We start from the raw sequence: 19,434 nt of genomic DNA, 5'->3' as shown, positions 1-19,434 counted from the left end.
AGGTGTGGTCAGCCGGCGAGACCGAGCAGCCAGCCACCGACTCCACCTGCCGCAACGACCAGCCAGGGCGGCAGCTTCCAGACCATCAGCGCCGCGAGGGCCAGCAGAGCGGCGGCGAAGTCCGTGGGGCCACCGATGGCGCTGGTCCACACCGGATCGTAGAGCGCGGCAAGCAGCAGACCGACGACCGCTGCATTGATCCCGCCCAGCGCCGCCTGGGTGTGCGAGCTTTGGCGCAGCTGCTGCCAGAACGGCAGGGCACCGATGACCAACAGAAACGACGGAACGAACAGCGCCAGCAGGCAGACGGTTGCGCCGAGCCAGCCACTGGGTGCGATGTTCATCGAGGCACCGAGGAATGCCGCAAAGGTGAACAACGGGCCGGGTACGGCCTGCGCTGCGCCGTAGCCGGCGAGGAAAGCGTCCTGGTCGACCCAGCCGGTCGGCACCACTTCAGCCTGCAGCAGCGGCAGCACCACGTGACCGCCGCCGAACACCAGCGAGCTGGTGCGATAGAACGCGTCGACCATCGCCAGCAGGGAGTTCGAGGAGGCCTGCGCAAGCAGCGGCAGACCGAGCAGCAGGGCGAAGAACAGCGCCAGCAAGACCAATCCGCTGCGCCGTCCGACCGTGACCCGCAGCTCCGTGGTGGCCGGTGCACTGTTGGTGCGGAACCAGCAGAGACCGAGCAAACCCGCCACGACAATCACCGCCACCTGTGTCCAGGCCGACGGCAGCGCCAGCAGCGTGATTGCCGCAAGAACGCTGATGCCGATGCGCAGGCGGTCAGTGCAGAGGCTGCGGCTCATGCCCCACACGGCCTGGGCCACCACCGCGACGGCGACAATCTTCAGGCCCTGCAGCGCACCGCCGGGTAGCGCATCGCCCCACGAGCGGATGCCGATGGCAAACAGCGCGAGGGCGATGGCCGAGGGCAGGGTGAAGCCGGCCCACGCCGCCAGGGCGCCGCGATAGCCGCCGCGCAGCAGACCCACCGCCAGACCGACCTGACTGCTCGCCGGACCTGGCAGGAACTGGCACAGCGCGACCAGATCGGCGTAGCTGCGTTCGTCCAGCCAGCGGCGGCGTTCGACGAATTCGTTACGGAAGAAGCCAAGATGCGCAACCGGCCCGCCGAACGAGGTCAGACCCAGGCGCAGAAACACCAGGAAGATCGCCCAGATGCTGGATTGCGAGGTGGCGGCAGGGTGATGCGGAGCAGTCATGATCGGTCCGTTGGCTTACGTGCGAAGAGCGTTGCAGGCTGGCGGTCGGCCAGCTTAGTCGGACTTCATGACAAGCTGAAGTAGCTCACTGCGCCGGGTTCGGCCAGTCATCGCCTACCAGAAACAGGCGCTCCTGCTCGACCCAGGCATTAGCGTCGGCTTCCAGACGCACCAGCAATCGGGGCTGCGTTGCGACTGGCGCGCTGGCGAGCCAAGCGGCAAAATCTGCCGCCGTCCATAGCTGCTCCGCATCGATGCGCGCCGGTGCCAGCCAGCGCTGGCGTGCCAGCGGCTGCCAGTGGGCAGTCGGCTGCGAGTGCATGAGGTCGGGCCATTGCGCCTCGCGCAACCAGCGCCCGTGCAGGTGTTGCGGATTGCAGTCGGCGGGTTGCGCGCAGCCGGATGGCCACGGTCGGAACAGGTAGCCGCCCAGCCAGAAACTGCTGCGTACCGGTTGGCAGGTCAGCTCGCGCAGCAGGGCGGTGGCGGGTTCCGCACCCGCCAGCGGCAACTGGTGCTCGCGCAGGTGCGCCAGTTTGAGGTCCAGCCGATCGAGGCTGCCTGGCCCCAGCCAGTGATCGTGCCGATGCCCTTCAGCCCGATCGAGACCGAGGTAGAACTTCACAGCCAGTTCGAGGTGGTGCACGCCCTCGGCGTCGCGTAGCAGCAGGTCCAGCTCGCCCAGCGTGTGCCCGGCCTGGCGGATCGGCAGGTTCGCCGCCAGCAGTTCGACATCCGGCACCTGGCAGAGCGCGAATTGCCAGAGCCGCTCGTAATACAGCCCCAGCCGGCGAATGCTGCGGCTGGCAAGCCAGCCGTGCAGCGCCGAAGGATCGTCGTCCTGGCGCAACAGCCAGTCGGCCAGCAGCTCCGGCTGGGCCAGCCATCGGCTCGCCGCCAGCGGATGGCGCTGCGCCCAGGGGCCGCCGTCGAGCAGCGGCGGCGAGACGATGGCCCAGGCGAGGTCGCGTACCTGCGGGTCCAGGAGTCGTGCCGGCAAGTCGTACAGACTGGGAATAGACATGCCAGCAGCATAGCCGAGGTTGGTTTGCCGCTGGTTCGCGGTTTCGCCCATAATCGCCGCGCCGGTGGATCACATGCGCCTGCGCGTGTTCCAAGCGATGTGAGGCCGTGCCCGGCGCTTGCTTCGCCGGCGCTGTTCGCCTGCCCCGTCCCGCCATGCACACCTGGGAGCCTCAATGGAGCAATTTCGCAATATCGGCATCATCGGCCGCCTGGGCAGTTCCCAGGTGCTGGATACCATCCGCCGGCTGAAGAAGTTTCTCGTCGAGCGCCACCTGCACGTGATTCTCGAGGAAAACATCGCCGAGGTCCTGCCCGGCCATGGCATGCAGACCTCCTCCCGCCAGCGCCTGGGCGAGGCCTGCGACCTGGTGATCGTGGTCGGCGGCGACGGCAGCCTGCTCGGCGCCGCGCGGGCGATGGCCAAGCACCGCGTGCCGGTGCTGGGAATCAACCGCGGCAGTCTGGGCTTTCTCACCGACATCAAGCCGGACGAGCTGGAAGAGAAGGTCGCCGAGGTGCTCAGAGGGCAGTACACGCTGGAGAACCGCTTCCTGCTCGAGGCCCAGGCGCGGCGCTTCGAAGAAACCATCGGGGCGGGCGATGCGCTCAACGACGTGGTGCTGCATCCGGGCAAGTCGACGCGGATGATCGAGTTCGAGCTGTTCATCGACGGCCAGTTCGTCTGTAGCCAGAAGGCCGATGGTCTGATCGTCGCCACGCCGACCGGCTCCACCGCCTACGCGCTCTCCGCCGGCGGACCGATCATGCATCCGCGCCTGGACGCCATCGTCATCGTGCCGATGTACCCGCACACGCTGTCCAGCCGCCCCATCGTGGTGGACGGCAACAGCGAGCTGAAGATCGTTGTGTCGTCGAACATGCAGATCTATCCGCAGGTGTCCTGCGACGGGCAGAACCATTTCACCTGCGCACCGGGCGATACCGTCACCGTACGCAAGAAATCGCAGAAGCTGCACCTGATCCACCCGCTGGATCACAACTACTACGAAGTCTGCCGGACCAAGCTCGGCTGGGGCAGTCGCCTCGGCGGAGGCGATTGATGGAGCTCGATCCCGGACGCGGTTATGACCTGATCGGCGACGTCCACGGCTGCGCTCATGCGCTGGGACGCCTGCTGGATGGGCTCGGATATCGCCTGCAGGGTGGTGTCTGGCGGCACCCGCGCCGACAGGCGATCTTCCTCGGCGACATCATCGACCGTGGGCCGCATATCCGCGAGGCGCTGCATCTGGTGCACGACATGGTCGATCACCAGCAGGCGTACTGCATCATGGGCAACCACGAATTCAATGCGCTGGGCTGGTACATGCGAGCGCCGCCGGGCAGTGGCCGGGAGTTCGTACGTGATCGCTCGCCGCGTTTCGCCCGCCTGCTGCAGGAAACTTTTCAGCAATTCGAACACCACGCCGCCGAATGGCAGGCCTTTCGTGACTGGTTCTACGAGCTGCCGCTGTACCTGGAGACCGAGCGTTTCCGCGCGGTGCACGCGTGCTGGGACGCCGATGTGATCGCCCGCCTGCAGCCATTTCTCAATGAAGGGCGGATCAACCCGGCGCTTCTGCGCGAAGCGGGACTGCCCGGCAGTTTCATCTGTCAGGCGTTTGACCGGCTGCTGCGTGGCACCGACATGCCGCTGCCGCACGGCATGACGCTGACCAGTGAGGAAGGTTTTGTGCGCACCTTCTTCCGCACCAAGTTCTGGGAGGAGAACCCGCAGACCTACGGCGATGTGGTGTTCCAGCCCGGAGGCCTGCCGGACCATGCGGCGCGTCTGCCGCTGTCGCCGCAGCAGAAGAGCCGGCTGTTCCTCTACGGGCCGGACGAACCGTTGCTGTTCGTCGGCCATTACTGGCGGCGCGGGCAGCCGGGGCCGCTGCGCGACAATCTGGCCTGCCTGGATTACAGCGCGGTGAAGAAGGGCAAGCTGGTGGCGTATCGGCTGGATCAGGAAACCCGTCTGGACCCGGCGAAATTCGCCTGGGTCGACGTCTGCGCGGTGTTCCGCACATGAGTGTCGTGGTCGAGGCGTTGCGCCTGCCGTTGTCGCAGGATCTGAGTGGGTTCGTCGGGCTGCTGCGCCATCTGCGAGTGCCGTGCCGGGTTTCGGTGGAGGGCGACCAGCAGGTGTTGCGGGTGCCGGACGCAGCGGTCGAGCAGGTGCGCGAACTCTATGCGCGCTATCCCGACGGCGGCGCCGTGCCGGTGGCGGAGCAGCCGCGGCGGTGCGGTGGTTTCATCGCAGCCTTGCGTGCCAGCCCGCTCACGGCGGTGGTGTTGATTGTCACGCTGCTGGCCGCGTTGATTACCCAGCTCGGCGATAACTTCGCGACCATCCGCTGGCTGAATTTCGTCGATTTTCGCATCGACGGCGAGTACGTCTATTTCGCCACGCTGGAGCAGACGTTGGCGGCGGGGCAGTGGTGGCGGCTGCTCACGCCGATGTTCGTGCATTTCGGCATCCTCCATCTGGCGATGAACGGCATGTGGTTCTGGGAGCTGGGGCGACGAATCGAAGCCCGTCAGCGCGCCTGGATGTTGCTGGTCCTGACCGTGCTGTTCGGCCTGGTGTCCAATTTCGCGCAGTACCTGTTCGGCGGACCGGGCATCTTTGGCGGTCTGTCCGGTGTGCTCTACGGTCTGCTCGGCCATTGCTGGCTGTTCCAGCGTTTCGCGCCGAACGCGGCATACCGGCTGCCACCGGGCGTGGTAGGGCTGATGCTGGTCTGGTTGGTGATCTGTCTGAGCGGCGTCATCGACGTATTGAGCTTCGGCACCCTGGCCATCGCCAATGCCGCGCATGTCGGCGGCCTGGTTGCCGGGTGTGCCACCGGTGCTGTCGGCGGGCTGCTGGCGCGCAGCAGGCGGTAACTGCCGCTGCTGCCGGGTCGCCGGCGGCCAATTCCGGTAGAATGCCCGCTCGTTCCCTGGGAGCTGGCCATGTCGTCCTTTATCCAAACCGCCGAAAACATCACCCCCGAAATCTACGCAAGCCTCAAACAGGCCATCGAGCTCGGTAAATGGGCTGACGGCCGCAAGCTGACTCCCGAGCAGAAGGAAACCTGCATGCAGGCGATCATCGCCTGGGAGATGAAGAACCTTCCCGAGGAAGAACGCACCGGCTACATGGGTGGGCAGGAGTGCGGTTCCAAGAGCAAGAAGGCCGAGGCCCCCATCGATACCAGCCTGTTCGCCCCGGCTTCGGGAACCCGCCACTGATGCGGGAACTCGGACGCGGCGCGCTGGAGAAGATGGCGGTCCAGCTTGAATCCGGCGTGCCGGTGCAATATGCCTTCCGCCTCGGCGAAGGGCTGGTGCCGGTCAACCCGCTGATCGGTCGGCAGATTCGCCTGGAATACCTGGGCGCCATCCACTGCACTCATTGCGGGCGCAAGACCAACAAGAGCTTCAGCCAGGGCTACTGCTATCCCTGCTTCAAGAAACTGCCGCAGTGCGATACCTGCATCGTCAGCCCCGAGAGGTGTCACCACGAGCTGGGCACCTGTCGCGACCCGGACTGGGGTACGCAGTTCTGCATGACTGATCATGTGGTCTATCTGGCGAACTCCTCGGGCATCAAGGTCGGCATCACCCGCGCCACGCAGCTGCCGACGCGCTGGCTCGATCAGGGCGCGAGCCAGGCGCTGCCGATCATGCGTGTGGCCACCCGCCAGCAGTCGGGTCTGGTGGAAGACCTGCTGCGTAGCCAGGTTGCCGATCGCACCAACTGGCGTGCGCTGCTCAAGGGCGATGCCGAGCCGCTCGACCTGATCCAGACGCGCGAGCACATCTTCGATGCCTGCGCCGAAGGGCTGCGGTATTTGCAGCAGCGTTTCGGTCTGCAGGCGATTCAGCCGCTGGCCGATGCCGAAGTGGTGGAAATCCGCTATCCGGTGGACGCGTATCCGACCAAGGTGGTCAGCCTGGATCTGGACAAGACGCCGGTGGTCGAGGGCACGCTCAAGGGTATCAAGGGCCAGTACCTGATTCTCGATACCGGGGTGATCAACATTCGCAAGTTCACCGCCTATCAGGTAGCCGCCAGCGCTGCGTCGTAGGGGGAAACGCGCGAAACGCTTTTCGGTCAGCTGCCTCGACGGGGCTGGACCATCCGCGTGGAAAAGGCTCCGCCGTTTTCCACCCTACAAGTCCGTCGCGGCAGACGCTAAGCTCGGACTCATCCACAGCCCGGCCTCCCGGGCTGGCATACATCGCACATTCCAGCTTGAAGCGTGCCGCTTGAAGCTCAGCCGACGAGGTTTCCATGCGTACCGAACAACCGAAAGTCATTCATCTGAAGGATTACCAGGCGCCTGAGTACCTGATCGATGAAACTCACCTGACCTTCGAGCTGTACGAGGACCGTACTCTGGTGCACGCCCAGCTGGTGATGCGCCGCAATCCCGAGCGCCCGGCTGGCAAGTTACCACCGCTGGAGCTGCACGGGCAGGAACTCGAGCTGCTGTCCATTGCGCTGAACGACCGCGAGCTGGGCCCGGGCGACTACCAGATCAGCAGTGATTGCCTGAGCCTGCAGCCGGACAGCGACGCCTTCGTCATCGACAGTTCGGTGGTCATTCATCCGGAAACCAATACTGCGCTGGAAGGGCTCTACAAGTCCGGCAGCATGTTCTGCACGCAGTGCGAGGCCGAGGGCTTCCGCAAGATCACCTACTACCTCGATCGCCCGGACGTGATGAGCAAGTTCACCACCACCGTGAGCGCCGAGCAGAAGGCCTATCCGGTGCTGCTGTCCAACGGCAACCCGATTGCCAGCGGCAGCGAGGACAACGGCCGCCACTGGGCGACCTGGGAAGACCCGTTCAAGAAGCCGGCCTATCTGTTTGCCCTGGTGGCGGGTGACCTCTGGTGCGTCGAAGACAGCTTCACCACCATGAGTGGACGCAACGTGGCGCTGCGCATCTACGTCGAGCCGGAAAACATCGACAAGTGCCAGCACGCCATGGACAGCCTGAAGAAGTCGATGAAGTGGGACGAAGAGGCCTACGGCCGCGAGTACGACCTGGACATCTTCATGATCGTCGCGGTCAACGACTTCAACATGGGCGCCATGGAGAACAAAGGCCTCAACATCTTCAACTCCAGCGCCGTGCTGGCGCGCGCCGAAACCGCCACCGATGCCGCCCACCAGCGCGTCGAGGCGATCGTCGCCCACGAGTACTTCCACAACTGGTCGGGCAACCGCGTGACCTGTCGCGACTGGTTCCAGCTGTCGCTCAAGGAAGGCTTCACCGTCTTCCGCGACTCGCAGTTCAGCGCCGACATGAACTCGGCGACGGTCAAGCGCATTGAGGACGTTGCCTATCTGCGCACCCACCAGTTCGCCGAGGATGCCGGCCCCATGGCCCACTCGGTGCGCCCGGAGTCGTTCATCGAGATTTCCAACTTCTACACCCTGACCGTCTACGAGAAGGGTGCCGAAGTGGTGCGCATGATCCAGACGCTGCTCGGCAAGGTAGGTTTCCGCAAGGGTAGCGACCTCTATTTCGAGCGCCACGACGGCCAGGCCGTGACCGTCGATGATTTCGTCAGGGCGATGGAGGATGCCAACGGCGCCGACCTCTCGCAGTTCAAACGCTGGTACAGCCAAGCCGGCACGCCGCGTCTGGCTGTCAGCGAACACTACGATGCGGCGGCGCAGACGTACCGCCTGACCTTCCGCCAGAGCTGCCCACCGACGCCGGGCCAGCCGACCAAGCAACCGTTCGTGATTCCGGTGGAGCTGGGACTGCTGGCTGCCGATGGCGCAGACATGCCGCTGCGCCTCGACGGCGAGGCGCAGGCCGTGGGAACCAGCCGTGTGCTGGCAGTCACCGAGGCCGAGCAGAGCTTCACCTTCGTCGATGTGGCCGAACGTCCGCTGCCGTCGCTGCTGCGCGGTTTCTCCGCGCCGGTGAAGCTGGAATTTCCCTACAGCCGCGACCAGCTGATGTTCCTCATGCAGCACGATTCCGACGGCTTCAACCGCTGGGAAGCGGGCCAGCAGCTGTCGGTGCAGGTGCTGCAGGAGCTGATCGGTCAGCACCAGCGCGGCGAGGCACTGGCTATGGACGAGCGTCTGGTCGAGGCGCTGCGTAGCGTGTTGCAGAACGACGCCCTCGATCCGGCGATGGTTGCCGAGATGCTTTCGCTGCCGGGCGAGGCCTATCTCACCGAGATCAGCGAGGTGGCGGATGTCGATGCCATCCATGCGGCGCGCGAGTTCGCCCGCCGGGAAATCGGCAGCCGCCTGTTCGAGCCGTTCTACCAGCGTTATATGAACCACCGCGAAGTCTCGCGGCAGACGCCCTACGTGGCTTCGGCGGAGCATTTCGCCCGCCGTGCGCTGCAGAACATCGCGCTGGCCTATCTGATGTTCAGCGAGCGTTCGGACATCCTGTCGCTGTGCCTGGACCAGTTTGATAATGCCGACAACATGACCGAGCGCCTGTCGGCGTTAGCCTCGCTGACGAACTCGCCTTTCGAGGAAAAGCGTGCCAAGGCGCTGGAGGTCTTTGCCGAGCACTTCCACGACAACCCGCTGGTGATGGATCAGTGGTTCAGCGTGCAGGCGGCTAGCCCGTTGCCCGGCGGCCTGGAGCGGGTGCAGACGCTGATGCAGCACCCGGCCTTCACCTTGAAGAACCCGAACAAGGTGCGCGCGTTGATCGGTGCCTTCGCCAACCAGAATCTGGTGAACTTCCACCGCGCCGATGGCGCCGGCTACCGCTTCCTCGCCGATCAGGTGATCACCCTCAACGCGATGAACCCGCAGATCGCCTCGCGTCTGCTGGCGCCGCTGACCCGCTGGCGCAAGTACGACGACGCGCGCCAGGTGCTGATGAAGGGCGAGCTGGAACGCATTCTGGCGTCCGGCGAGCTGTCCAGTGATGTCTACGAAGTAGTGAGCAAGAGCCTCGCCTGAGGCCGGGCAGGGTGGAAGCGCGCGGCGCCTGCGTGACTTCCGCCCATCGTCTGCAACGGACGGCCAGAAATACCTCTTCGAAGGTGCTGCACCCCGGTGGGTGAGCGTTTTCGCGGGTTAACAAATCATAACGTCCGGCCAATTGTAAGCGCGCGCGGAAGCTGGCTAGCATGGCTTCGTCTGCCATAGCAGGCCCTTACCTAATAAGAATAAAGGGGGTATGTATGCGTGAGCCCGTTCTGCGGCGCACACTGTTCGGCTGCGCCACGAGTCCCGTTCGGACGGCCGTGACGCGTTTTTGCCCGTCGCTTGCCAGCATGTTTTCCTGCTGCGCACTTGTGTTGCTGACATGCGCGCCGTTGCCACTGCTGGCCGCTACCGATATCCAGGCTCGCGATTCGATCCAGTCGCCCAAGGCGGCGACAACTCTCCTGCTCGACATCACCCAGGCCGGCACTCGTCTCGTTGCCGCGGGGGATCGTGGCCACATTCTATATTCCGACGATGCTGGCAGCAGCTGGACTCAGGCCCGCGTGCCGACCCGGCAGATGCTGACCGCCATTCACTTCGTCGATGCTCAGCATGGCTGGGCCGTCGGCCACGATGCGCTGGTGCTGGTTACCCGTGACGGTGGCCTGACCTGGACGGCGCAGCATGAAGATCGCGAGCGTGAAGCCCCGCTGCTGGACGTCTGGTTCGCCGATATGCGGCACGGTATCGCCGTAGGGGCGTACGGTGCGCTGATCGAAACGACCGACGGTGGCGAAACCTGGAACGACATCAGCGATCGCCTCGATAACGAGGACGGTTATCACCTCAACGCCATCTCCCATATCGAAGGCTCCGGGCTGTTCATCGTCGGCGAGATGGGCAGCATGTTCCGCTCGACCGACCTTGGGCAGAGCTGGGAGCGCGTCGAGGCGCCATACGAAGGGTCGCTGTTCGGCGTGCTGGGCGAACGGCCTGGCGTGGTGCTGGCCTTCGGGCTGCGCGGACACCTGTTTCGCTCGGATGATTTCGGCACCAGCTGGAAGCAGATCGAGGTGAACGACGAAGGTCGTCCGCTGCGCTCCGGCCTAGCCGGCGGGGTGTTTACCGAAAGCGGCGTCGTGATCGTCGGGCATGGGGGCGCGGTGCTGACCAGTCGCGATGGCGGCCGGACGTTCAGCGTGATTCACCGCGGCGACCGACGTTCGTTGGCGAGCGCACTGGTCAACGAACGCGGCGAACTGGTTCTGGTCGGGCAGGGCGGGGTGTACCTCGCGGATGCGACCGGCGAAGAACCAGCTCAAAAACAATAAGAATCGGGGCACACACCATGAGTTCGCATCACCAGGACAAGGCGACATTTCTTGAGCGTCTGATCTTCAACAACCGGCCGGTCGTGATTCTGCTGTGCCTGCTGGCGAGCATCTTCCTGTTCTTCCAGGCGACGCAGGTTCGCCCGTCCACCAGCTTCGAGAAGATGATTCCGCTGAGTCATCCGTACATCAAGAAGATGATCGAGTTTCGCAACGACCTGGCCAACCTGGGCAACACCGTGCGCATCTCGGTGGAGGCGAAGGAAGGCACCATCTTCACTCAGGAGTACATGGAAACGCTGCGGCAGATCCATGACGAGGCGTTCTACATCCCTGGCGCCGACCGCTCCGGTATGAAGTCGCTGTGGAGCCCCAGCGTGCGCTGGACCGAGGTGACGGAGGAGGGCTTCGACGGTGGCGAGGTGATCCCGCAGACCTACGATGGCTCCGCAGAAAGCCTGAACGAGCTGCGCAACAACGTGCTCAAGTCCGGCCAGATCGGTCGGCTGGTAGCGAACAACTTCCGTTCCTCGATCATCGACGTGCCGCTGCAGGAGTCGTACTCCGATCCGAACGATCAGAGCCGGCAGATCAAGCTGGATTACCAGAAGTTCTCCCATGAACTCGAGGAGAAGATTCGCGACAAGTACGAGGCGCAGAACCCCAACGTCGAGATCCATATCGTTGGCTTCGCCAAGAAGGTCGGTGATCTGATCGACGGCCTGGTCATGGTCGTCGCGTTCTTCGCTACGGCCTTCCTGATCACGCTGGTCCTGCTCTACTGGTTCACCTGGTGCATCCGCAGCACCATCGCGGTGCTGATCACCACCCTGATCGCGGTGGGCTGGCAGCTGGGTCTGATGCATCTGGTCGGCTTCGGTCTCGATCCCTATTCGATGCTGGTGCCGTTCCTGATCTTCGCCATCGGCATTTCCCACGGTGTGCAGAAGATCAACGGCATCGCGCAGCAGTCCAGCGATGCCGACGATGCGCTGACCGCCGCCCGACGCACGTTCCGCCAGCTGTTCCTGCCGGGCATGATCGCCATCCTGGCTGATGCGGTGGGCTTCATCACGCTGCTGATCATCGATATCGGGGTGATTCGCGAGCTGGCGATCGGCGCCTCCATCGGTGTGGCGGTGATCGTCTTCACCAACCTGATCCTGCTGCCGGTGGCCATTTCCTACATCGGTATCAGCAAGAAGGCGGTCGCCCGCAGCAAGCGAGACGCCGTCAGCGACCACCCGTTCTGGCGCCTGCTGTCCAACTTCGCGCATCCGGCGGTCGCTCCGGTTTCGGTGGTGCTCGCACTGCTGGTGGCCGTCGGTGGCTTCTGGTACCAGAAACAGCATCTGCAGGTGGGCGACCTGGATCAGGGCGCGCCCGAGCTGCGCCCGGATTCGCGCTACAACCAGGACAACGATTTCGTCATCCGCAACTACTCCACCAGTTCCGATGTGCTGGTGGTGATGGTCAAGACCGCTCCGGAAGGCTGCTCGCACTACGACACGCTTTCGGCGATGGACGAGCTGATGTGGAAGATGGAAAACACCGAGGGCGTGCAGTCGGCCGTATCGATGGTTTCGGTTGCCCGGCAGGGCATCAAGGGCATGAACGAGGGCAGCCTGAAATGGGAAACGCTGTCACGCAACCAGGACGTGCTCAACAACTCGATTTCCCGCGCCGAGGGGCTGTACAACTCCGATTGCTCCGTGGCGCCGGTGATGGTGTTCCTCAATGACCACAAGGCCCAGACGCTCAAGCGTGTGGTTGCCGAGGTCGAGGCGTTCGCCGAGGAGAACAATCGCGAAGGTCTGGAATTCCTGCTGGCGGCGGGTAACGCCGGTATCGAGGCCGCCACCAACGAGGTGATTGCCAAGTCGGAGCTGGTCATCCTGATCCTGGTCTACCTGTGCGTCGCTGGCATGTGCCTGATCACCTTCCGCTCGCTGGCCGCCACGATCTGCATCGTGCTGCCGCTGATCCTGACCTCGATTCTCGGCAATGCGCTGATGGCTTTCCTCGGCATCGGCGTGAAGGTCGCGACGCTGCCGGTGATTGCGCTGGGCGTGGGTATCGGCGTGGACTACGGCATCTATATCTACAGCCGCCTGGAAAGCTTCCTGCGTGCCGGGCTGCCGCTACAGGAGGCCTACTACGAAACGCTCAAGTCCACCGGCAAGGCGGTGCTGTTCACCGGTCTGTGCCTGGCCATCGGCGTGGCGACCTGGATGTTCTCGGCGATCAAGTTCCAGGCCGATATGGGCCTGATGCTGACCTTCATGTTCATCGTCAACATGTTTGGCGCCCTTTGGCTGCTGCCGGCACTGGCACGTTTCCTGATCAAGCCGGAGAAGCTGGCTGGCAAGGTGGGAGGCTCCCTGTTGGCGCACTGAAACGCGCTGCGTCAGGTCGAGGCCCGCATCATGAGATGCGGGCCTTTTTCTTTGCGCATGCGAATGCTGGCGATGTGTCCGCTATCGAGCCAAGCGAAATGGCATCGGCGTATAATCGCCCGCTTTTGTCCAGTGCAGAGGGAAGGTCATGCGCGAGCGCTTGCTGGCGACGGAGAAGGTGAAGTCGATCGACTGGTGCGAGGGGCGACTGCGCTTGCTGGACCAGCGCCGCCTGCCGATGCAGGAGATCTGGCAAACCTGTGATACCGCCGCCGACGTGGCGAGCGCGATCCGCGAGATGGTGGTGCGCGGTGCGCCGGCTATCGGAATCTGCGCCGCCTATGGACTGGCAATGGGGCTGCGCACGCGTCTTGCCGAGGGTGGCGACTGGCGCCTGGCGCTGGAAGAAGATTTCCGCCTGCTGGCCGAGTCGCGTCCGACCGCAGCGAATCTGTTCTGGGCCTTGAGGCAGATGCGCGAGCGGTTGGAGCGACTCAAGCCCGGCGAAGACCCGCTGGTAGCGCTTGAGGCTCAGGCCGCTTCGATTCACGCCAGCGACCGCGAAGCCAACCTGACGATGGCGCAGTTCGGCCTGGAGCTGATTCGCAAGCACCGGGACAGTCCGCAGGATCTGCTCACGCACTGCAATACCGGTGCGCTGGCGAGCGGCGGATTCGGCACGGCGCTGGGGGTGATTCGCGCCGCGCATCTCGGCGGCCTGGTGGAGTGTGTTTATGTCGGTGAAACCCGTCCCTGGCTGCAGGGCTCGCGGCTGACCGCCTGGGAGCTGCAGGGCGAAGGTGTCCCAGTGTGTGTGCATGCGGATTCGGCGGCTGCGCACCTGCTCAAGACCCGCGCTATCAGCTGGATCATCGTCGGCGCCGATCGCATTGCCGCCAATGGCGACGTTGCCAACAAGATCGGCACCTACTCGCTGGCGGTGCTGGCCATGCACCACGGTGTGCGCTTCATGGTGGTGGCGTCGACTTCGGCAATCGACCTGACGCTGGAAAGCGGTGACGACATACCGCTGGAGGAACGTGCCGGCACGGAACTGCTGGAGGTCAACGGCCAGCGCTGCGCAGCGGATGTCGCAACCTTCAACCCGGTATTCGATATCACGCCGGCCGACCTGATCGATGCAATCGTCACCGAGAAAGGCGTGGTCGAGCGCCCCAGTGCCGCGGGAATCGAGGCATTGCTGAGTCGCAGCCGGCTGCACTGACGTCGCCTGCGGCGCAACAGTCCCTGAACCGCGCCGCAGGCCATCCGGCATGCTTCTTCGTTACACCGCCGGCCTCCAGCGACTCCCCGCCTTGTGTTACCATTCCGCGCTTATCGCAGGACCCTGCTGACTAAAAGGAACCAGGCTTCCATGGGCGAACTGGCCAAAGAAATCCTCCCGGTCAATATCGAAGACGAACTCAAGCAGTCCTACCTCGATTACGCCATGAGCGTCATCGTCGGACGGGCGCTGCCGGATGCGCGCGATGGCTTGAAGCCGGTGCATCGCCGCGTGCTTTTTGCCATGAGCGAGCTGGGCAACGACTGGAACAAGCCGTACAAGAAGTCTGCCCGTGTGGTCGGCGACGTGATCGGTAAATATCACCCGCACGGCGATTCGGCCGTCTACGACACCATCGTGCGTATGGCCCAGCCGTTCTCGCTGCGCTACATGTTGGTCGATGGCCAGGGCAACTTCGGCTCCGTCGACGGTGACTCCGCCGCCGCCATGCGTTACACCGAGGTGCGCATGGCGCGCCTGGCGCACGAGCTGCTCGCCGACCTGGACAAGGAAACCGTCGACTGGGTGCCGAACTACGACGGCACCGAGCAGATTCCGGCGGTCATGCCGACCAAGATCCCGAACCTGCTGGTCAACGGTTCCAGCGGTATCGCCGTGGGCATGGCGACCAACATCCCGCCGCATAACCTCGGCGAAGTCATCGACGGCTGCCTGGCGCTGATCGATAACGCGGACATCAGCATCGACGAGCTGATGCGCTACATTCCCGGTCCGGATTTTCCCACGGCGGGCATCATCAACGGTCGTGCCGGCATCATCGAGGCCTATCGCACCGGCCGCGGGCGCATCTACATCCGCGCGCGCGCCGATATCGAGGACATCGACAAGGTCGGCGGCCGCCAGCAGATCGTCATCACCGAGCTGCCGTATCAGCTGAACAAGGCGCGGCTGATCGAGAAGATCGCCGAGCTGGTCAAAGAGAAGAAGATCGAAGGTATCACCGAGCTGCGCGATGAGTCCGACAAGGACGGCATGCGCGTGGTCATCGAGCTGCGTCGCGGCGAAGTACCGGAGGTGATCCTCAACAACCTCTATGCCCAGACCCAATTGCAGAGCGTGTTCGGCATCAACGTGGTGGCGCTGGTCGACGGTCAGCCGCGTACGCTGAACCTCAAGGAGCTGCTGGAAGCGTTCGTTCGTCACCGCCGCGAAGTCGTCACCCGGCGTACCGTCTACGAACTGCGCAAGGCGCGTGAGCGTGGCCATATTCTCGAAGGCCAGGCGGTCGCGCTGTCCAACATCGATCCGGTCATCGCGCTGATCAAGGCGTCGCCGACGCCGGCCGAGGCCAAAGATGCGCTGATTTCCACGGCGTGGGAGTCCAGCGCCGTCGAGGCGATGGTCGAACGCGCCGGTGCCGATGCCTGCCGCCCGGAAAATCTCGATCCGCAATACGGCCTGCGCGAAGGCAAGTACTTCCTGTCGCCGGAGCAGGCCCAGGCGATCCTCGATCTGCGTCTGCACCGTCTGACCGGGCTGGAGCACGAGAAGCTGCTCAGCGAATACCAGGAAATTCTCGCCCAGATTGGCGAGCTGATCCGCATCCTGACCAACCCCGTGCGGCTGATGGAAGTCATTCGCGAGGAGCTGGAGAACGTCAAACGCGATTTCGGCGATGCGCGTCGCACCGAGATTCTGGAATCCCGCCTGGACCTGACGCTGGCCGACCTGATCACCGAAGAAGAGCGCGTGGTCACCATTTCCCACGGTGGCTACGCCAAGTCGCAGCCGCTGGCCACCTACCAGGCGCAGCGCCGCGGTGGCCGTGGCAAGGCCGCGACCGGAGTGAAGGAAGAGGATTACGTCGAGCACCTGCTGGTCGCCAACAGCCACACCACGCTGTTGTTGTTCTCCAGCAAGGGCAAGGTGTACTGGCTCAAGACCTACGAAATTCCCGAAGCCTCGCGCACCTCGCGTGGTCGACCGCTGGTCAACCTGCTACCGCTAGACGAGGGTGAGCGCATCACCGCGATGCTGCAGGTCGATCTGGAAGCGCTGCGCAAGCAGGCGCCAGAAGGAGACGAGGAGCTGGATGACGAAGCGCTGGTCATCGAGCACGACGAGGCAGATGAAAGCGAGTCCGAAGACGCCGACGATGACGGTCGGGACGAGCCGACCGGCGCCTACATCTTCATGGCGACCGCCAAGGGCACGGTCAAGAAGACGCCGCTGGTGCAGTTCAGCCGGCCGCGCACATCGGGCCTGATCGCACTGAAGCTGGAGGAGGGCGACACCCTGATCGCCGCCGCCGTGACTGATGGCGCCCAGGAAGTGATGATGTTCTCCGATGGCGGCAAGGTCATCCGCTTCAAGGAAAGCAAGGTTCGTATCATGGGGCGCAATGCCCGCGGCGTGCGCGGCATGCGTCTGCTCGAAGGGCAGCGGATCATTTCCATGCTCATTCCCGAGCCGGAGGCGCAGATCCTCACCGCGTCCGAGCGTGGCTACGGCAAACGCACCTCGATGGCGGAGTTCCCGCGGCGTGGGCGTGGCGGTCAGGGCGTCATCGCGATGGTGACCAACGAGCGTAACGGACCGCTGGTGGGCGCCGTGCAGGTGCTCGAGGGCGAGGAGATCATGCTGATTTCCGATCAGGGCACGCTGGTGCGTACCCGCGTCGACGAAGTGTCGTCGCTGGGCCGTAACACGCAGGGCGTCACGCTGATCAAGCTCAGCAAGGGCGAGCATCTGGTCGGCCTGGAGCGGGTGCAGGAGCCGTCCGAAGAGGAAGTGCTGGAGGACATCGAGGCGCTTCTCGACGAGGAAGCGCTGGAGAAAGAGATGCCCGTGATCAGCACCGAACCGAGTGAAGACGAGTTGCTGGGCGGCGCGGGCGACGTGTCGCCGGATGTCGTGCCTACCGACGACGAGCAGTGATCTGGCGGCAAGCGGCCGCTTGAGTGGGTGCCCCTTCGCCGCACCCGGCGAAGGGGAGTTGTTCCGAATGGCTGGTTATCAAATTCGATTGAGAGCAAACGACGTGAGCAAACGCGCCTTTAACTTCTGCGCCGGTCCGGCCGCACTTCCGGAAGCTGTCCTGCAACGCGCCCAGGCGGAACTCCTCGACTGGCAGGGCCGCGGCCTGTCGGTGATGGAGATGAGCCATCGCAGTGACGAATACACCGCTATCGCCAGCAAGGCCGAGCAGGATCTGCGCGATCTGCTGTCGATTCCGTCGAATTACAAGGTGCTGTTCCTGCAGGGAGGTGCCAGCCAGCAGTTCGCCGAGATTCCGCTGAACCTGCTGCCTGAAGATGGCGTCGCCGACTATGTCGACACCGGCATCTGGTCGCGCAAGAGCATGGAAGAGGCGCGTCGTTTCGGTGCCGTCAACCTCGCTGCCAGCGCCAAACCCTACGATTATTTCGCCATTCCCGGGCAGAACGAGTGGCAGCTGAGCGACAACGCGGCCTATCTGCACTACGCCAGCAACGAAACCATTGGCGGCCTGCAGTTCGACTGGGTGCCAGACCTGGGTGACACGCCGCTGGTGGTGGACATGTCGTCCGACATTCTGTCGCGTCCGATCGATGTGTCGCAGTTCGGCCTGATCTACGCCGGTGCCCAGAAGAACATCGGTCCCAGCGGCCTGGTGGTGGTGATCGTGCGCGAAGACCTGCTTGGTCGCGCCCGCTCCAGCTGCCCGACGATGCTCGACTACAAGATCGCGGCGGACAACGGTTCGATGTACAACACCCCGGCGACCTTCTCGTGGTACCTATCCGGGCTGGTCTTCGAGTGGCTGAAGGAGCAGGGCGGCCTGGAGGCGATGGAGCAACGCAACCGCGCCAAGCAGGAGCTGCTCTACGGCTTCATCGATTCCAGCGAGTTCTACACCAACCCCATCAGCATCAACGCGCGCTCGTGGATGAACGTGCCATTCCGCCTGGCTGACGAGCGTCTGGACAAGACCTTCCTCGCCGGAGCCGACGCGCGCGGGCTGCTCAATCTCAAGGGCCATCGCTCGGTCGGTGGCATGCGCGCGTCGATCTATAACGCGGTCGGGCTGGATGCCGTCGAGGCGCTGGTCGCCTACATGAGCGAGTTTGAGAAGGAGCACGGCTGATGAGCCAGGCTGATCAGCTCAAGGCGTTGCGTGTGCGCATCGACAGCCTCGACGAGAAGATTCTCGAGCTGATCAGCGAGCGCGCCCGCTGTGCCCAGGACGTGGCGCGGGTGAAGACCGCCACGCTCGCCGAAGGTGAGCAGGCGGTGTTCTATCGCCCCGAGCGTGAGGCCTGGGTGCTCAAGCACATCATGGAGTTGAACAAGGGCCCGCTGGACAACGAGGAAATTGCTCGCCTGTTCCGCGAAATTATGTCCTCCTGCCTGGCGCTGGAGCAGCCGCTGCGGGTGGCCTACCTAGGACCGGAAGGCACGTTCTCTCAGGCGGCGGCGCTCAAGCACTTCGGTCACTCGGTGATCAGTACGCCGATGGCGGCCATCGACGAGGTATTTCGCGAGGTGGTTGCCGGTGCGGTGAATTTTGGCGTGGTGCCGGTGGAGAATTCCACCGAGGGCGCCGTCAACCACACGCTGGACAGCTTCCTCGAGCACGACATCGTTATCTGTGGCGAGGTTGAGCTGCGTATCCACCACCATCTGCTGGTGGGCGAGACGACCAAGACTGATCGCATCACCCGCATCTACTCCCACGCCCAGTCGCTGGCGCAGTGCCGCAAGTGGCTCGATTCGCATTATCCGAACGTTGAGCGTGTGGCGGTTTCCAGCAACGCCGATGCGGCCAAGCGGGTGAAAAGCGAGTGGAATTCCGCAGCAATCGCCGGCGACATGGCGGCGCAGCTGTATGGCCTGCAGAAGCTGGCCGAGAAGATCGAAGATCGCCCGGACAACTCCACGCGCTTCCTCATCATCGGTAGCCAGGATGTACCGCCGACCGGCGACGACAAGACCTCGATCATCGTATCGATGCGAAACAAGCCAGGAACCTTGCACGAGCTGCTGATGCCATTCCATGCCAATGGCATCGATCTCACCCGTATCGAGACGCGTCCGTCGCGCAGCGGCAAGTGGACGTACGTGTTCTTCATCGACTTCCTCGGCCATCATCAGGACCCGCTGATCAAGGATGTGCTGGAGAAGATCGGGAAGGAGGCGGTAGCGCTGAAGGTGCTGGGTTCCTATCCGAAGGCGGTACTTTAAAGACAGCCGCAGGCTGACGGCCCAAGCCGCACATGGATCGGCGAGGGCTGTTGCTTGCGACTCGAAGCTCGAG

At 63.9% G+C, this 19,434-nt stretch carries 14 protein-coding genes; 12 read left to right on the top strand and 2 right to left on the bottom strand.

What is annotated here, in order from left to right; all coding sequences use genetic code 11:
- Positions 1-8: 8 nt before the first annotated feature.
- Both chrA and AC0ZJQ_RS10160 read right to left on the bottom strand, forming a co-directional pair.
- The gene (gene chrA, locus AC0ZJQ_RS10165) at positions 9-1,226 is read right to left on the bottom strand and encodes a chromate efflux transporter (protein WP_476476592.1); all 1,218 of its coding nucleotides are present in this window, start codon (positions 1,224-1,226) and stop codon (positions 9-11) included.
- Positions 1,227-1,311: 85 nt separating this feature from the next.
- Positions 1,312-2,250 carry a DUF1853 family protein gene (locus AC0ZJQ_RS10160; RefSeq protein WP_237263556.1) on the bottom strand — a complete coding sequence of 313 codons (939 nt, stop codon included), beginning with the start codon at positions 2,248-2,250 and terminating at the stop codon, positions 1,312-1,314.
- Positions 2,251-2,425: 175 nt separating this feature from the next.
- Between AC0ZJQ_RS10160 and AC0ZJQ_RS10155 the strand changes: the two genes are divergently transcribed.
- From AC0ZJQ_RS10155 to pheA, 12 genes are all read left to right on the top strand, one after another.
- Positions 2,426-3,313, top strand: a complete 888-nt coding sequence (locus AC0ZJQ_RS10155; RefSeq protein WP_476476591.1) for an NAD(+) kinase — start codon at positions 2,426-2,428, stop codon at positions 3,311-3,313.
- A complete protein-coding gene (locus tag AC0ZJQ_RS10150) occupies positions 3,313-4,284 on the top strand; it encodes a metallophosphoesterase (protein ID WP_155551847.1) in 972 nt (323 codons plus the stop codon). The genes AC0ZJQ_RS10155 and AC0ZJQ_RS10150 overlap by 1 nt, the downstream gene beginning before the upstream one ends.
- The gene (locus AC0ZJQ_RS10145) at positions 4,281-5,141 is read left to right on the top strand and encodes a rhomboid family intramembrane serine protease (protein ID WP_165594438.1); all 861 of its coding nucleotides are present in this window, start codon (positions 4,281-4,283) and stop codon (positions 5,139-5,141) included. Before AC0ZJQ_RS10150 ends, AC0ZJQ_RS10145 begins: the two co-directional genes overlap by 4 nt.
- A gap of 69 nt (positions 5,142-5,210) precedes the next feature.
- On the top strand, positions 5,211-5,489 hold the full coding sequence (locus AC0ZJQ_RS10140; RefSeq protein ID WP_008567104.1) for a YeaC family protein: 279 nt from the start codon (positions 5,211-5,213) through the stop codon (positions 5,487-5,489).
- On the top strand, positions 5,489-6,328 hold the full coding sequence (locus AC0ZJQ_RS10135) for a DUF2797 domain-containing protein (protein ID WP_207619043.1): 840 nt from the start codon (positions 5,489-5,491) through the stop codon (positions 6,326-6,328). The genes AC0ZJQ_RS10140 and AC0ZJQ_RS10135 overlap by 1 nt, the downstream gene beginning before the upstream one ends.
- A 206-nt stretch (positions 6,329-6,534) precedes the next feature.
- Entirely contained in the window at positions 6,535-9,195 is a 2,661-nt protein-coding gene (gene pepN, locus AC0ZJQ_RS10130; protein ID WP_165594437.1) for an aminopeptidase N, read from the top strand.
- A gap of 317 nt (positions 9,196-9,512) precedes the next feature.
- Positions 9,513-10,496: a WD40/YVTN/BNR-like repeat-containing protein gene (locus AC0ZJQ_RS10125; RefSeq protein ID WP_155552002.1), complete on the top strand. Its 984-nt coding sequence runs from the start codon at positions 9,513-9,515 to the stop codon at positions 10,494-10,496.
- 17 nt (positions 10,497-10,513) lie between these two features.
- Positions 10,514-12,892, top strand: coding sequence for an efflux RND transporter permease subunit (locus tag AC0ZJQ_RS10120; protein ID WP_008567110.1), 2,379 nt, complete (start codon positions 10,514-10,516; stop codon positions 12,890-12,892).
- Positions 12,893-13,040: 148 nt separating this feature from the next.
- Entirely contained in the window at positions 13,041-14,117 is a 1,077-nt protein-coding gene (gene mtnA, locus AC0ZJQ_RS10115; RefSeq protein ID WP_476476590.1) for an S-methyl-5-thioribose-1-phosphate isomerase, read from the top strand.
- Between the two features lie 150 nt (positions 14,118-14,267).
- Positions 14,268-17,075: a DNA gyrase subunit A gene (gene gyrA, locus AC0ZJQ_RS10110; protein WP_237263562.1), complete on the top strand. Its 2,808-nt coding sequence runs from the start codon at positions 14,268-14,270 to the stop codon at positions 17,073-17,075.
- Positions 17,076-17,178: 103 nt separating this feature from the next.
- Complete coding sequence (gene serC / locus AC0ZJQ_RS10105) at positions 17,179-18,264, top strand: 3-phosphoserine/phosphohydroxythreonine transaminase (protein WP_008567113.1); 1,086 nt, start codon at positions 17,179-17,181, stop codon at positions 18,262-18,264.
- On the top strand, positions 18,264-19,361 hold the full coding sequence (pheA, locus tag AC0ZJQ_RS10100) for a prephenate dehydratase (protein ID WP_008567114.1): 1,098 nt from the start codon (positions 18,264-18,266) through the stop codon (positions 19,359-19,361). The genes serC and pheA overlap by 1 nt, the downstream gene beginning before the upstream one ends.
- Positions 19,362-19,434 lie beyond the last annotated feature (73 nt).

It is taken from the genome of Stutzerimonas sp. 21-1 (assembly GCF_056336065.1).
This window is presented reverse-complemented; position numbering and strand designations above follow the sequence as displayed.

Coding starts and splice junctions, on each gene's coding strand:
- chrA (WP_476476592.1), bottom strand. CDS start 1,226: ATGACTGCTCCGCATCACCCTGCCGCCACCTCGCAATCCAGCATCTGG.
- AC0ZJQ_RS10160 (WP_237263556.1), bottom strand. CDS start 2,250: ATGTCTATTCCCAGTCTGTACGACTTGCCGGCACGACTCCTGGACCCG.
- AC0ZJQ_RS10155 (WP_476476591.1), top strand. CDS start 2,426: ATGGAGCAATTTCGCAATATCGGCATCATCGGCCGCCTGGGCAGTTCC.
- AC0ZJQ_RS10150 (WP_155551847.1), top strand. CDS start 3,313: ATGGAGCTCGATCCCGGACGCGGTTATGACCTGATCGGCGACGTCCAC.
- AC0ZJQ_RS10145 (WP_165594438.1), top strand. CDS start 4,281: ATGAGTGTCGTGGTCGAGGCGTTGCGCCTGCCGTTGTCGCAGGATCTG.
- AC0ZJQ_RS10140 (WP_008567104.1), top strand. CDS start 5,211: ATGTCGTCCTTTATCCAAACCGCCGAAAACATCACCCCCGAAATCTAC.
- AC0ZJQ_RS10135 (WP_207619043.1), top strand. CDS start 5,489: ATGCGGGAACTCGGACGCGGCGCGCTGGAGAAGATGGCGGTCCAGCTT.
- pepN (WP_165594437.1), top strand. CDS start 6,535: ATGCGTACCGAACAACCGAAAGTCATTCATCTGAAGGATTACCAGGCG.
- AC0ZJQ_RS10125 (WP_155552002.1), top strand. CDS start 9,513: ATGTTTTCCTGCTGCGCACTTGTGTTGCTGACATGCGCGCCGTTGCCA.
- AC0ZJQ_RS10120 (WP_008567110.1), top strand. CDS start 10,514: ATGAGTTCGCATCACCAGGACAAGGCGACATTTCTTGAGCGTCTGATC.
- mtnA (WP_476476590.1), top strand. CDS start 13,041: ATGCGCGAGCGCTTGCTGGCGACGGAGAAGGTGAAGTCGATCGACTGG.
- gyrA (WP_237263562.1), top strand. CDS start 14,268: ATGGGCGAACTGGCCAAAGAAATCCTCCCGGTCAATATCGAAGACGAA.
- pheA (WP_008567114.1), top strand. CDS start 18,264: ATGAGCCAGGCTGATCAGCTCAAGGCGTTGCGTGTGCGCATCGACAGC.